At 31.9% G+C, this 14,352-nt stretch carries 13 protein-coding genes and 1 tRNA gene; 8 read left to right on the top strand and 6 right to left on the bottom strand.

Annotation, left to right across the window (positions count from 1 at the left end):
- Positions 1 to 195: 195 nt before the first annotated feature.
- Genes ACGLWY_RS01825 through ACGLWY_RS01810 form a run of 4 tightly spaced genes read left to right on the top strand, consistent with a single transcriptional unit; the run spans position 196 to position 6,622 of the window.
- Positions 196 to 882 (top strand): hypothetical protein, encoded by a 687-nt coding sequence (locus tag ACGLWY_RS01825; protein ID WP_396617965.1) that lies wholly within the window; start codon positions 196 to 198, stop codon positions 880 to 882.
- 18 nt (positions 883 to 900) lie between these two features.
- The gene (locus ACGLWY_RS01820; RefSeq protein WP_396617964.1) at positions 901 to 3,651 is read left to right on the top strand and encodes a carboxypeptidase-like regulatory domain-containing protein; all 2,751 of its coding nucleotides are present in this window, start codon (positions 901 to 903) and stop codon (positions 3,649 to 3,651) included.
- 2 nt (positions 3,652 to 3,653) lie between these two features.
- The gene (locus tag ACGLWY_RS01815; protein WP_396617963.1) at positions 3,654 to 4,859 is read left to right on the top strand and encodes a DUF4249 domain-containing protein; all 1,206 of its coding nucleotides are present in this window, start codon (positions 3,654 to 3,656) and stop codon (positions 4,857 to 4,859) included.
- Entirely contained in the window at positions 4,847 to 6,622 is a 1,776-nt protein-coding gene (locus ACGLWY_RS01810; RefSeq protein WP_396617962.1) for a hypothetical protein, read from the top strand. Before ACGLWY_RS01815 ends, ACGLWY_RS01810 begins: the two co-directional genes overlap by 13 nt.
- Before the next feature lie 5 nt (positions 6,623 to 6,627).
- On the opposite strand, the gene ACGLWY_RS01805 is transcribed toward ACGLWY_RS01810, so the two are convergent.
- Complete coding sequence (locus tag ACGLWY_RS01805; RefSeq protein ID WP_396617961.1) at positions 6,628 to 7,242, bottom strand: deoxynucleoside kinase; 615 nt, start codon at positions 7,240 to 7,242, stop codon at positions 6,628 to 6,630.
- Position 7,243: 1 nt separating this feature from the next.
- Positions 7,244 to 8,032, bottom strand: a complete 789-nt coding sequence (locus ACGLWY_RS01800; protein ID WP_396617960.1) for a hypothetical protein — start codon at positions 8,030 to 8,032, stop codon at positions 7,244 to 7,246.
- Between the two features lie 161 nt (positions 8,033 to 8,193).
- Between ACGLWY_RS01800 and ACGLWY_RS01795 the strand changes: the two genes are divergently transcribed.
- Both ACGLWY_RS01795 and ACGLWY_RS01790 read left to right on the top strand, forming a co-directional pair.
- Positions 8,194 to 9,021: a GLPGLI family protein gene (locus tag ACGLWY_RS01795; RefSeq protein ID WP_396617959.1), complete on the top strand. Its 828-nt coding sequence runs from the start codon at positions 8,194 to 8,196 to the stop codon at positions 9,019 to 9,021.
- 275 nt (positions 9,022 to 9,296) lie between these two features.
- Positions 9,297 to 9,378: transfer RNA gene (locus tag ACGLWY_RS01790), tRNA-Tyr, on the top strand.
- 171 nt (positions 9,379 to 9,549) lie between these two features.
- On the opposite strand, the gene ACGLWY_RS01785 is transcribed toward ACGLWY_RS01790, so the two are convergent.
- From ACGLWY_RS01785 to ACGLWY_RS01770, 4 genes are read right to left on the bottom strand one after another with little or no spacing between them, the layout of a single operon-like run.
- A complete protein-coding gene (locus ACGLWY_RS01785; RefSeq protein WP_396617958.1) occupies positions 9,550 to 9,789 on the bottom strand; it encodes a hypothetical protein in 240 nt (79 codons plus the stop codon).
- A gap of 25 nt (positions 9,790 to 9,814) precedes the next feature.
- Entirely contained in the window at positions 9,815 to 10,702 is an 888-nt protein-coding gene (locus ACGLWY_RS01780) for a dienelactone hydrolase family protein (protein WP_396617957.1), read from the bottom strand.
- 27 nt (positions 10,703 to 10,729) lie between these two features.
- Complete coding sequence (locus ACGLWY_RS01775; protein ID WP_396617956.1) at positions 10,730 to 11,596, bottom strand: alpha/beta hydrolase fold domain-containing protein; 867 nt, start codon at positions 11,594 to 11,596, stop codon at positions 10,730 to 10,732.
- Positions 11,597 to 11,613: 17 nt separating this feature from the next.
- Positions 11,614 to 12,207 (bottom strand): FMN-binding negative transcriptional regulator, encoded by a 594-nt coding sequence (locus tag ACGLWY_RS01770; RefSeq protein WP_396617955.1) that lies wholly within the window; start codon positions 12,205 to 12,207, stop codon positions 11,614 to 11,616.
- A gap of 64 nt (positions 12,208 to 12,271) precedes the next feature.
- Between ACGLWY_RS01770 and radC the strand changes: the two genes are divergently transcribed.
- Together radC and ACGLWY_RS01760 are read left to right on the top strand one after the other, a co-directional pair.
- Complete coding sequence (gene radC / locus ACGLWY_RS01765) at positions 12,272 to 12,970, top strand: DNA repair protein RadC (protein ID WP_396617954.1); 699 nt, start codon at positions 12,272 to 12,274, stop codon at positions 12,968 to 12,970.
- Positions 12,971 to 13,007: 37 nt separating this feature from the next.
- Positions 13,008 to 14,315, top strand: a complete 1,308-nt coding sequence (locus ACGLWY_RS01760; RefSeq protein ID WP_396617953.1) for a polysaccharide deacetylase family protein — start codon at positions 13,008 to 13,010, stop codon at positions 14,313 to 14,315.
- The last annotated feature ends 37 nt before the right edge of the window (positions 14,316 to 14,352 follow it).

Genomic DNA, 14,352 nt, shown 5'->3' with positions numbered 1-14,352 from the left:
ATAAGAAAATTGTGAATTTAAAGTTTATGAAAAAATTAAATCCCCTCCTTTTTGTATCATTATTAATTTTCATTGTTCAATTGATTAACAAAGTTTACTGAAAAATTCTCGTATGCAAAACCATTCTCTTCAAGTACAAATCATTGTATTTTCTTACTTATGAAGTTTTCCTCCTTCTTGTTATTGCTTTATTGTATGTTTCCCAATTCAGGATTTTCTCAGGCTGAATTATCAAATGACACATACTATACACTATATGATTCATTTAATTTATATGAAAATAATGATATTTTCAATGGATTGGAATATGTTGATGAGTATAAAAGTTTGAAAGTAGACAACCATAAATTTTATAAATCATATGATTTTATAGAGGGATTTGTTATTTATAATGAACAGCCTTATTACAATATAAAGATGAAGTATGATTTGTTGAGTGATTTAATTGTACTTGAATTTGTAAGTAAAAAGGTTAACAATTTAAGCTTGAATTCAAGTGCTGTTAGTGAATTTATATTAGGTGGCGATAAGTTTGTTAGACTTGATAAAAATGAGGTGTTAAATGCTTTTTATGGAAATGGATTTTTTAAGGAAACTTATAAAAGTGATGAGTATACTTTATATGTTAAATATTTAAAAAATAAAGTAGAAAAGATATATGACAAAAAAATTTATTATGTTTTTACAGATGATGAAGTATATGTATTGTTTTATAAAGGGAAATATTACATGATAGATTCAAAAAAGGATATTCTAAATGCAGTTCCAAAGAGAGAAAAGGAAATCTTAGCTTATTATAAAGTTGGCAAACGGTTTAGCAAGAATGATAAAGGGCAATTTTTATTAAATCTTTTTAAAAACCTTAATAGTCTAGCAAACTAAAACTGTAAGCTGAAGTGTATGAGAAAATTAAGATTAGCAAGTTTACTGTTTTTATATAGTCAACTAATTGTTTGTCAAACAAGTATAAGAGTATCTATTGATTTTGATAACGTAAACAGAGTCGATGCACTGCTTAAATTAGAAAATCTAATTGATTATGATTTTTATTTTGAAAGGGATTGGTTTAACGATTCCACAATCTCAAAATCATTTAATAATGCTGAAATAGAGACTATAGTAGAAGCGGTATTGGAAGATACTTCTATAAATTATTTAATTTTTGATGGTAGAATAATTTTAACAAAAAACAATGCCATTACAACCAAGCTCCCTGACAATTTTTTTGACACAGAAAGTGAAACAATAAAAGACGGAGTTAAAGTACCAATTCTTCAAAAACAGTTTATAAATAATAGGGCCAGCAATTCAAAAGAAGTATTTGCCATAGGAAAAGAGAATAGAAAAAATTCTAACGGAAAGTTTTTGGTTTCTGGTTATATAAAAGATTTAAAGACAGGCAAGCCAATTGAAAATATAACGGTTTTCTTAAAAGACAAAAGTGCTAATTCAACCACCAATAGTCTCGGTTTTTATTCTTTAGAAGTACCATCGGGTTTTAATATTTTAGAAGCATCATCTTTATCTTATGGCAAAAGCGAAAAACAAATAGTTGTGTATGGAGCAGGTACGTTTAGTTTCTTTTTAGAAGAGCAAGTAGAACAGTTAGGAGAGGTTTTAATAGAATCTAATAGAGATGACAACATAAAGAAAGCCGAAGTTGGTGTTACAAGAATTGATGTACAGGGAATAAAAAACATTCCTTTGGTATTAGGCGAAAGGGATGTTTTAAAAGTAGCTACTACAATGCCAGGAATAAAAACTGCAGGAGAAGGGGCTTTGGGTTATAATGTAAGAGGTGGAAAAGCAGATCAAAATTTAATTCTATTTGATAATGCGGTTATGTACAACCCTTCACACTTTTTTGGAGTGTTTTCTGCTATAAATCCTTTTGCAACAGGTAGTGTAAATATTTATAAAGGAAGTATTCCTGCTGAGTTTGGTGGGCGACTATCTTCTGTAATTGATATTTCTACAAAAGAGGCCAATATGGAGAAGTTTTCAGGAGAAGGTAATATTGGACCAATTACAGGAAACCTTATGATTGAAACTCCAATAGTAAAAGATAAAATATCAATTTTAGCAGGCGTGCGAGCTACTTATTCGGATTGGGTACTAAAAGCTATTTCAGAAGAATCTATAAAAAACAGTAAAGCTTCGTTTTATGATGCTGTGGTGAAATATAATCATAAAATTAACGACAAAAATGACTTGCAGGCCACAGCTTATTATAGTAATGATAAGTTTAGTATAACTTCAGACTCTGTTTATAATTATAGTAATAGATTGGCTTCCATAAAATGGAGTCATATTTTTGATGATAAAAACAGAGCATCAATTCAATTAGCTACAAGTCAATATAAATTCAATATTATTTATGATGGCATCTTCAATAGAAATTTTGATTTTGGGTACAATATCAATGAAACACAATTTAAAATAATTGCTAAATATTTATACAGTAAAGAGCATAAATTTAGCTATGGTTTAAGCAGTAAATTATATGCTATACAACCAGGAGATATAAAACCTTTAGGAGGTGAATCTGTTGTGGAAAGTAAAAGTGTAGATAGAGAAAGGGGTTTAGAATCGGCAATATTTATTTCAGATTTGTTTGAAGTAAATAAAAAACTATTAATAGATATTGGCTTTAGATATTCATTTTATGCTGCTTTAGGAGAAGGCACTCAAAATGTTTACGACCCAACACAACCAAAAAGTTTAGAGTCTATTGTTGAAACGAAAACTTATGGAAAAAACGAAGTTATAAAAACCTATGGCGGACCTGAAATACGTTTTTCGGCAAGATATTTTTTATCACCCAATGTTTCAATCAAAGGAGGCTATAATAATACAATTCAATATTCCCATTTACTATCAACAAATACAACGGCGTCTCCTGTTGATTCATGGAAGTTATCAGATTTGAATATAGAACCACAAAGAGCAGAGCAATATTCATTGGGCATATATAAGAATTTTGAAGATGATTCGCATGAATTGAGTATAGAAGGTTATTATAAAAAAATGAACAATCTTTTAGATTTTAAAGTTGGGGCTGAATTATTGTTAAATCAAAATATTGAAACGGAACTTTTACAAGGGCAAGGAAAAGCTTATGGTGTAGAAATGTTACTTAAAAAGAAAAAAGGGAGGTTAAATGGTTGGCTTGGATATTCTTATTCCAGAACTTTAGTAAAACTGGATAGTGAATTTTTGACAAATCAAGTTAATAGTGGCGATTATTTTTCGGCAAATCAAGATAGACCACACGATGTAAGTGTAATATCAAACTACAAACTAACAAAGCGTTATAGCCTTTCCTTAAATTTCAATTATCAATCCGGAAGACCAATTACTTATCCTGTAGGTAAATATGTGTATAATGGCAATGAGCAGGTTTTGTATAGTGATAGAAATAAATTTAGAATTCCGGATTATTACCGAGTTGATTTAGGTGTTAATATTGAAGGCAATCATAAAAATGTAAAGTTGGCGCATAGTTTCTGGAATATTTCTGTATATAATGTTTTAGGAAGAAATAATCCGCATTCTGTTTTTTTCGTAAATGAAAATGGCAAAATAAAAGGTTATAAATCATCTATTTTTTCAGTGCCAATACCCACAATAACATATAATTTTAAATTTTAAACATGAGATTAGTTAAATTATATATTGGAATTTGTTACGTAGTTAGCCTATTTCTATTTACTTGTACAGAGCCATTTGCATTGGTAACAGAATCATTTGAAGATCTTTTGGTGGTTGAGGCTACAATTACAGATGAGTTTAAATATCAAGAAATTAAAGTTTCAAGGACCTATTTGTTGGAAGACAGCGTTCCAGTTTTGGAAACAAATGCTGATGTAAGAATAGAAGATAGCAACAAAAATACGTATAGATTTATACATACAGGAGATGGTTTGTACAGATCTGTTCAACAATTTCAAGCTTTAGTAGGTGTTTCTTATAAATTGATAATAGACACAGATGGAAAGGAATATGTCTCAACTGAAGAGCTTTTAGCGGGGAAAGCGGAAATTGAAAATCTTTATGCGGAATTAGTCAATTTAAATGGAACAATAGGCGTACAAGTTTTAGTTGATACGAATGAAAATTTAGGAACAGCAAATTTTTTTAGATATGAATATGAAGAAACTTATAAAATTGTAGCTCCAAGTTTTGTTGCCTTTGATGTTGTTATTAGTAATGTGGAACCAGGTATAAAATCCTATGATGTTGACTACGTAAGAAGACCCGAAGAGCTAAAAGTTTGTTATTCATCAAATTATTCAACTGAAATAATTTTGACTAATACAAATGGGTTGGCGGAAAATAGAGTATCAAAGTTTCCAGTTAGATTTATACCTTCAAATAATAGTATGCTTAGGGATAGGTATAGTATTTTAGTTAAACAATATGTTCAATCTGCCGATGCAAATAATTTTTACAAAATATTAAAGGATTTAGGAACAGAAGATGGAGTGTTTATAGGTAGTCAACCAGGGTATATTCAAGGAAACATTTCTTCTAAGCAAGATTCTAAAGAAAAAGTTATTGGTTTTTTTGATGTGTCTTCTGTAACATCAAAAAGGATATATTTTAATTATTCTGATTTTAATATAGAACTGCCACCTTATTTTTATGATTGTGATTTGGTTTACTTAGATTATAAGAAAGATGGCCCGCCTCCTGATACCGAACCTAATGAACGTTATTTTTTGTATCAATTTTTAGTCTATAATAATTATAAATATTTTGCCGGAGATAAAGATTCTGTCTTCATTATTGTAAGGCCTGAATGTGGAGATTGCACAACATTTTCATCAAATATAAAACCATCGTTTTGGGAAGATTAGTTAATAAAATAGTATTTGGAAGTACGGTTTTAATGTGTTTATTAAACACTCAGGTTTATAGTCAAGTAAATCAAGGTGATTTTAATATTTTCATTACAAATATCCCAAAAGAAAAGATTGCTATAAATATAAATACAGACATTATTCTGGCTGGGGAAACATTGTATTATAAATTGTATAGTTTAAGCAATGATAATAATAAACCAAGCCATATAAGTAAAATAGCCTATGTAGAATTAATAGGAGAAAATCAAAACCTACTTTTTAGCTACAAATTAAAATTGGTTGACGGATTGGCAAATGGTGATTTTTTTATTCCTGCAAACACAAAAACAGGAAATTACAAAATGATAGCCTATACAAAATGGATGAATAATAATGAAAATAATCCTTTTTGTCAAACAGACATATTTATAATTAACCCATTTTTATTAAATGAAAACACTTTAGATGAACAGTTAATTATTAAAAATAAATCGGCTAATGTTTTAGAGATAAAAAAGGGTGAAAATAGTGCGGAACAACATCTAGATAATAATACAATAAACCTTAAAACAAATTCAAATACATATAAAACTAGAAGTAAGGTTGTTTTGGAATTAGTTAATAACTTAGAACAAACTAATTTTGGTAACTATTCGCTATCTGTAAGGAAGATAGATTCTTTAAATATAATTAAAGAAGATACAGGTATTAATGATTATTTTGAAAATTCTCAAATAAATAGTAATTCTATTCCAGAAGTAAGAGGTGAAATTATTTCAGGCAAAGTAATTTCAAAAAGTGGAGACAAGTTAGTTTCTGATAAGATTGTGTCATTATCTATTTCAGGAAGTAATTTCATATATAAAAATGTAAAAACCGATAAATCCGGTAATTTTTATTTTAACATTTACGAGAATTATACAGATACAGACGCTATTGTCCAACTTTTAGATGAAAATAAGGGTGATTATAAAATAGTTATAGATGATTTATCTTTTAAGTACTATAACAAATTTGAATTCCAAAGAATCAATTTAAACCCTAACATTCAAGACTGGCTATTAAAGCAAAGTATTTATAATCAAATTGAAAACGCTTTTCACCGTTCAAAAGAAGATAGTATTATAAGCAATAAGCCATCGGCTGTTTTTTATGGACAACCAACGGTTGAATATGTGTTAGATGATTATAAAAGGTTTCCAACAGTAAAAGAAACTTTTGTAGAAGTTATCCAGGAAGCAGCCATTAGAAAAATAGGAAACACATATAGATTTAAAGTATATAATTATGAGGAGCTTAGGAATAATGTATTTAGTGACTATGATCCGCTGGTGCTTGTTGATGGTATTTTGATTCAAAACAGTGATGATGTTTTGGCGTATGATAGTAATAAAATAGAAAAAGTAAATATCGTTAGAGGGATTTATTTTTATGGACCTAGTATCTTTAATGGGATTATAGATATTAAGACTAAAAAAGGGGATTTCATTTTACAAAGAGATAGAGAATACTTGAATTATTTTCATCTTAGTTCACCTAAAGAAAACAAACTTTATTATCAGCCGAAATACAATGATGGACATGAAAGTTTAAAAAGAATTCCCGATTATAGAAATCAGCTATTGTGGGAACCAAATGTCTATTTAAATTCTAATTTAAAAGCATTTGAGTTTTATACTTCTGATATTGAAGGAATGTTTGAGATATTGTTAACAGGTTTTACATTAAATGGTAAGTCAGTAACTTTAAAAAAATATATTGAAGTTAAGAATGAATGACAGATTTAAAACAACCCATTGATTTCCGCATCTATGGTATTGATTACATGGCCTAAATCTTCTGGTTTGTCTACAAAATTAAGCTTGTCAACATCAATAATTAAAAGTTTGCCTTTATTGTAACCATGAATCCAAGCTTCGTAGCGTTCATTCAATCTGCTTAAATAATCAATGCTTATAGAGTTTTCGTAATCGCGTCCACGTTTATGGATTTGCGACACCAAATTAGGAATGGTGCTTCTTAGATAAATTAACACATCAGGGCCTTTTACCAACGATTCCATTAAATCGAAAAGCGATTTGTAGTTTTCATAATCGCGATTGGTCATTAAACCCATAGCATGTAAGTTAGGAGCGAAAATATGGGCATCCTCATAAATGGTTCGGTCTTGAATAATGTCTTTGCCACTCTCTCGAATTTGCAAAACCTGACGAAACCTACTGTTTAAAAAATACACTTGTAAATTAAAACTCCAACGTTCCATTTGATTGTAAAAATCGTCTAAATATGGATTGTCTACAACATCCTCAAGTTGTGCCTCCCACTTATAATGTTTTGCTAGTAATTTTGTAAGGGTTGTTTTTCCTGCGCCAATATTTCCGGCAATAGCAATATGCATGTTAGTTGATTTTTAATTGGTACTTATGTAGGGTTTCTTTGTTGTAAATATACAAGGTTTCGTTGGTTACATGAAACTGATTTATTAACAAATTTGGTAAACTAATGGGAATGATTGTTTCTGAATCTTTTTTCAGATAAAACAAAGCATTATCTTTTTTAAAAATGATATTTTCATTATCAATTTCTATGGATGTATATCCTTGATTCTTCATTTTCTTTAAAAGATTGCCAAAATAATCATATACATAAAGTGCTTTTTCAGTAAGAATCCAGCAATTATTATAATTACTTTTTAAATCTAAAACAGTACTCTTAATAGGTAATGTTTTTGCACGTGTACTATTGCTTTTATAGTCGAAAAGCTCTAGTTGCTGGGTATTTTCATTAAAAATCCAAAGCGTATTATCGGAGCCTGTAGCCACATGCGATACGTTTTTATAATCGGAAAGGGTATTAAAATCAATTTTAAATATTTCGGCTAATCGGTTGTCTAAAACGATAACCGTATTAAAGTCTTTGTAAAAAACATTGATTTTTAAAGGGTTGAAGGTGTTTATAGATGTTATGTTGCCTAATTGGAAGTTATTGTAGCCAATATCAATCCCCTTGGTTTCTGAGCTATGTTTAAACAGCACATTTTCTAAAACATAAAACGTGTTGTTAAAGTTATTGGTGCTAACAAAAACATCGGCATCTAGTTCTGTTTTTTCAATCAATGAAGCTTCAGCAAATTCTTGGGCATCCATGGACATTGAAAGAAAAAAGAATAAATATAAAGTGTATTTCATAGTGGGACGAAAAATACAAAAATTAATAAAATAATTCGGTTATTCGTTATTTAATAGCTTTTAAATTAAATGAGTTTATTCAAAAAGTCTTTTGTAGTAGCTTTTTAAACTAATTGGAGTTTTTTAAGTCTAACCAATTTAAAAACAATAAATATAAACTGATGAAACGCCATTTTATTAAAACACGTATTATTTATTTAGCCTTTTTCACGTCTGTTTTGGCATTTGCCCAAAAAGATTTTCAAGGAAAAGCTTACTATGAATCTAAAACCGCAGTCGATATGAGCAGTTTTGGTGGTAGCGATATGAGCGAAGAACGAAGAAACCAAATAGCCGATCGCATGAGGAGCAGACTTGAAAAGACATTTGTGCTAACTTTTAATCAATCGGAATCTTTTTATAAAGAGGAAGAAAAACTAGAGACTTCAGGAGGAGGCAATCGTTGGGGCGCCATGATGAGCAGTTTTACAGGCGGTCCGCAGTATAAAAACGTTAAAAGCAACTTGTTATTACAAGAACAGGAGTTTTTTGGAAAGCAATTTTTAATTAAGGATTCGCTGCCCAAGTTCAACTGGAAAATGGAAGCTGAAACCAAACAAATAGGGCAGTACACGTGTTTTAAAGCCACAGCAACAAAAACAGTTGATGCGGTAGATTTTACAAGTTTTAGAAGACCGCCGAATGATGATGAAACCGAAACTCCTACAACCAAAGAAATACAAATAGTAGCGTGGTACACCATGCAGATCCCTGTTAGTCTAGGACCCGATGATTATTGGGGACTTCCCGGTTTGATTTTAGAAGTGAATGCCGATAGAACGACTATGTATTGCTCTAAAATTATATTAAATCCAGAAGAGAAGGATGTTATTGTAATGCCTTCAAAAGGAAAAGAAATAACAAGAGAAGCATACACATCTATTGTTAAAAAGAAAACCGAAGAAATGCGTCAAAGTTTTAGAAATGGCGGCGGCGGTGGCAGAAGATAAACCAATAATTTAGTTTCATTTAAATATGAATTTCATTAGTGTCTGATTCAAGATTCAAGGCTTTGTTAAAAGAAAATAGAGAATAGACTATAGACTATATGGCAACAAATTATTACAGAAGCAAGCCTGCGAATTCATAATCTCTTAAAAAGCCTATTATCATTGCGTTTTCAGAGAATTGTAAAGGTTTTGTCGTACAACAATGATATGAATTATAAAAAGCGCATTTTTATTTTGCATAGTTGCTAAACTATAATATATTTGCGCTCGGTTTTGGGGAGATACTCAAGCGGCCAACGAGGGCAGACTGTAAATCTGCTGACTAAGTCTTCGCAGGTTCGAATCCTGCTCTCCCCACAGAAAAGCAAGCTAATTTTAGCTTGCTTTTTTTCATAATAACAGTTAATATTTAAAATTAGTAAATTTGAATTATTAACTGTCCTATTTTTAGGGAAGGCTACAGCCTAATATGAATAAACTTAGGTAAGTTTATTATAGTGTTTTTTTAAAATTATGGAAATTAAAACCTTATGCTTTCTTGTAAACCCCAAACAATCCCCAAAAGCTAACCAAAACCCAAGTAGCTTCTAAAATAACAAAAGGGGTGTAGTTAATTAAAACAGAAGCATAACATGCCAAACTGGCACCAATAATGTTTAGTATAAAATAGAGAATGCCGTTTTTGGGTATTAAGGCTCTTATGTTTAAAAAATAGGCAATAAGGATAAGCCCAACGCCTATAGTACCAATAACATCATTGTATTGCATCGTTTAAGAGGTGGTTTATAAAGGGTTATTTAAGCTTTTCCTTAAAAAAGGCAATGGTTCTGTCCCAAGCCAAGGTTGCTGCTTTTTCATCATAACGGGGTGTGGTGTTATTATGAAAGCCATGATTGACATCGGGGTAAAAATGAGCGGTATATTCAACGTTGTTTTCTTTTAAAACCACTTGATATGCAGGCCAACCTTCGTTAATTCTCGTGTCTAAACCGGCAAAATGCAGTAGCAATGGTGTTTTTATTTGGGCAGCTTCTTCGGCAGTTGGTTGTCCACCATAAAAAGGCACTGCTGCCAGTAAGTTAGGTAGTTTAACCGCCATCATATTAGCGATCCACCCACCAAAGCAAAATCCAACCACACCAATTTTTCCGTTGCAGTTTTCGTGGGTGCTTAAATAGTGAAAGGCAGCGATAAAGTCTTCAAGCATCTCGTTACGGTCCCGTTTGCGTTGCATCTCGCGACCGTCGTCATCATTACCGGGATAACCACCCAAAGGTGATAAGGCATCGGGAGCTAAACTTATAAAACCATCAAGCGCGGTACGTCTGCCCACATCTTCAATATAAGGGTTTAAGCCCCGGTTTTCATGAACTACAATAATTCCGGGTAATTTGCCAGAGGTATTGTCAGGTTTTGATAACAGCCCCTTTATAGCACCGCCACCTTTAGGCGATTGGTAGGTGATGTATTCCGATTGTAAGCGTTCATCGTTTGGTTTTACCAAAATATTGTCCAAATAATTGGGTGTCACATAGCTTAGTAATGCCGATACGGTTAAGCCTCCAATGGCATAAAGCGACAATTTTTCAACAAATTGGAGTCTGTCAATTTTGTTGTGGGCATAATCATCATACAAATCAAATACCTCTTGATTGATAGCTGCTTTTGTTAGTTTTTTCATGACATTAAGTTTAAACAAGTTCGAAAATTATATTCCTAATTTATTCAAAAATTTCCAAATGCTTTTACTTAGTAGTATGTTTTGTTTTTTTGTAAACTTACCGTGTTTGCCTTTTCTAAGAGTTAATAGTTCCGTTTTAACCCGATTCGCTTTTAGTTTTTTATAAAGTATTACCGATTGCATATAGGGTACAATAGGGTCTGCTGTACCATGTGCTATAAAAACAGGCGGACTTTTATAAGACACATAGTTTATAGGCGAAACCGATTTAACAAAAGCAGCGTCGGTATTATTAAGAGATAGCCAATTGTTTGCCGATTTCCAATATGCCAAAGGTGTTAAATCGGTGACGCCATATTTGTCTATAATGGCAGCTACCTTTATGTTTTCTGTGTTTGGACAATTGGTGTCAAATTGTTTATTGTTTCCCAATAAACCAGCCATTAAAGCTAAATGGCCGCCAGCCGAACCTCCCATTAGTACAATTTTGGACGTGTCGATATTTAGTGATTTGGCATGTTTGTGAATATATATTAAAGCACAACGTACATCTTCAATGGCTGCCGGGGCAGGAGCCACATCTACCAATCGGTAAGCGACATTGGCTACGGCATAGCCATTTTTAAAAAAGGTGCTTAAGCTTGTTTGGGATTCTTTATTGCCGCTTCGCCATCCGCCACCGTGTATATTAATAACTATTGGAGTAGGTGTTGTGTCATTAGGTTTTGTGTATAAATCCATATATCCAACCCAATCGTTAACTTCTGTGTAAGCAACATCAATCTGTACGGTGTAATCTTCCGGATAGATAACCGAAGTGTATTCTTTTTCTTGAGAAACTGCCAAGAGCGAATAGCTTAAAAATGTAAATAAAAAAACGATAAAACGTTTCATAGTTTATGGGTGTGGGGTTAAAACACTTTGTTTAAAAAGTGTTCAATACTTTCTTGGTTGGCGCGTATCAATTCTGCTCGGGCATTCTGTATGTCTTGAGGCTTTTTGTCTTGTGAGAGTTTAAATTTTCCTTCCCAAGAATCTATGGTTATTTCAAACATGTCAATGTAATCCAAAGCTCCGAGCATGCGCGGGTTATCTGGTTTTAAAACGTATTTGTGTTCTGGAGCTTCTAAAAACTTGGTCATTTTAATAATAGACTCTTTTAAGGCCTCTTTACTCTCTATAGCATTAACCGTGCCTTTTAAATGTACTTTAATGTAATTCCAAGTAGGTAATTGGGTTGTTGTATAAATACTGGGCGATATGTAGCATTGTGGGCCAGAAAACAGAACCGTTACTGGCTGGCTGTCTTTTAATAAGGGGACCTGTGGGTTTTGTTTGTCAATATGTCCAATTAATTTGCCAAATTCGTTGTAAACCAAAGGTAAATGGGTAATGAAAGGCATGTTATCTCTTACTGAAATTACAGTAGCAAGTGGATAGGATTTTATTACATCAATTATGTGATTTATCTCGTTGTTTTGATGTATTTTTGGTGGATAGTTCAATGGAATGTACGATTTTAAGTTTAAAATTGTTTAATTATAAAATTACAATATATATCTTTACTTTATGCAAGAAAAGCCAGCCTCATTTTCAATAAAAAATTGGAGTCAAGACGACCAACCACGCGAAAAATTACTCAATAAAGATAAGTCAACTTTAAGCGATGCCGAATTGGTAGCCATTTTAATTGGATCGGGTAACCGAAGCGAAAGCGCTGTCGATTTATGCAAGCGCATTTTGGCAAGTGTAGATAATAACCTAAGCGAATTGGGGAAACTATCTATTATACAACTTATGGAATTTAATGGCATTGGTGAAGCGAAAGCCGTTACCATTGCCGCAGCTTTAGAGTTAGGTCGCAGACGAAGAGGTGAGGAGGCTTTGGAAAAGAATAAGATAACGAGCAGTGAATCGGTTTTCGAGTTGATGCAACCTATTATTGGCGAACTGGAGCATGAAGAATTCTGGATTATTTATTTAAACAATTCCAATAAAGTTATTCTAAAAAACCAGTCGAGTAAAGGTGGTATTACGGGTACCTTCGTTGATGTGCGTTTGGTACTTAAAAATGCTTTGAAAGTTGGCGCAACGGGACTTATTTTGGTGCACAACCATCCATCGGGCACCTTAAGACCCAGTAAAGCTGATAAGCAAATTACCAGTAAACTAAAAGCAGCAGCAGAAAGTTTGGATATAAAAGTGTTGGACCATTTAATTGTAACCGAAAATGCATACTTTAGTTTTGCCGATGAAGCTATTTTATAACTATGCTTATTGCTGCTAAAAAAGGACAACTTATTTTATGCTTTTAGTTTATACACATCATATTGCACCACGCTTAAAGTATGTTTTTAAACATATCTGTACACGGATTTTGGGTGTTGAGGTCTCTTTTACTACTAAAATTGAAGAATTTATTGCGCATGGTGGTTTAAAAATTTCATATACAAAACAGCAACTTGGTAATGAGTTTTTTATTAAAAGCCACGATATTTTATTTGAACAAGGTTTGAATGATATTGAAATTCATGTTCAAAATTGGGGACATACCAAATGCTTCTTTTTTAATGGAGATAAAAGTGCCATCCCTTTCGATATTTTTGCAGCATCCTTTTACCTACTTTCAAGATATGAAGAATATTTACCTCATGTAAAAGACGATTTTGGACGTTTTTTAGCAACAGAAAGCATTGCTTTTAAGTATGATTTTTTACATCAACCCGTTGTAGATATTTGGGCTTATAAGTTTAAGGAAGCATTACAGATACAATTTCCGGAATTTGAATTTCCCCAAAGGAAATATCGTATTAAACCTTTAATAGATGTGCCCAGTCCTTACCGTTTTAAATTGAAAGGGCTTATGAGGAGTTTTGGTGGCTCTGTAAAAGACCTGGTTAAGTTCGAATTTAAAAGTTTGTACAACAGGTCTTTGGTAATTTTTAATTTAAAACATGACCCTTACGACACTTTTAAGTATATTATCAATAAACAAAAGCAAAGCAAGTTTAAATTTTTGTTTTTCTTTTTAATTGGCGATTTTTCAACCTACGATAAAGGCATCAACCCCAATAAAAAGGAGTTTATGTCGCTTATTAAACATGTTGCCGATTATTGCGAAGTCGGTTTGAAAGTATCGTTTTTTGCTATTGACGATTTTTCTATTTTGAAAAAGGAAAAACTTAAAATGGAAGATATTTTAAATACAGCACTAAAAGCATCCCGACAATCGTTTTCAAAATTAAACCTACCAGAATCTTATAGAAATCTTATAGAGCTTGAAATATTGGAAGATTATACCATGGGTTATGTTAGCCAAATTGGTTTTAGGGCAGGCTCTTGCACGCCTTTTTTCTTTTACGATTTAGATTATGAAGTTCAAACGCCTTTAAAGGTTCATTCTTATCATGTTATGGATTATGTGTTGTTGAAAAACCAGTCGTTATTAGATAAAAAGAAAATGTTGAATAACGTTATTGATGAAGTGAAGCAGGTAAATGGCGAGTTTATTCCAGTGTTTCATAATTATACATTTAGCGACATAGAGAGGTGGAGAGGTTTTAAAGAATTGTTTAATATTATTTTAGAATCAGGAAATGAAACGAGCATGTAAAAAAGCTGACGATTTAATGGCGTTATTATTAGCGAAT

The organism is Mariniflexile sp. HMF6888 (assembly GCF_044335535.1).
Taxonomy (GTDB): Bacteria; Bacteroidota; Bacteroidia; order Flavobacteriales; family Flavobacteriaceae; genus Mariniflexile.
This window is presented reverse-complemented; position numbering and strand designations above follow the sequence as displayed.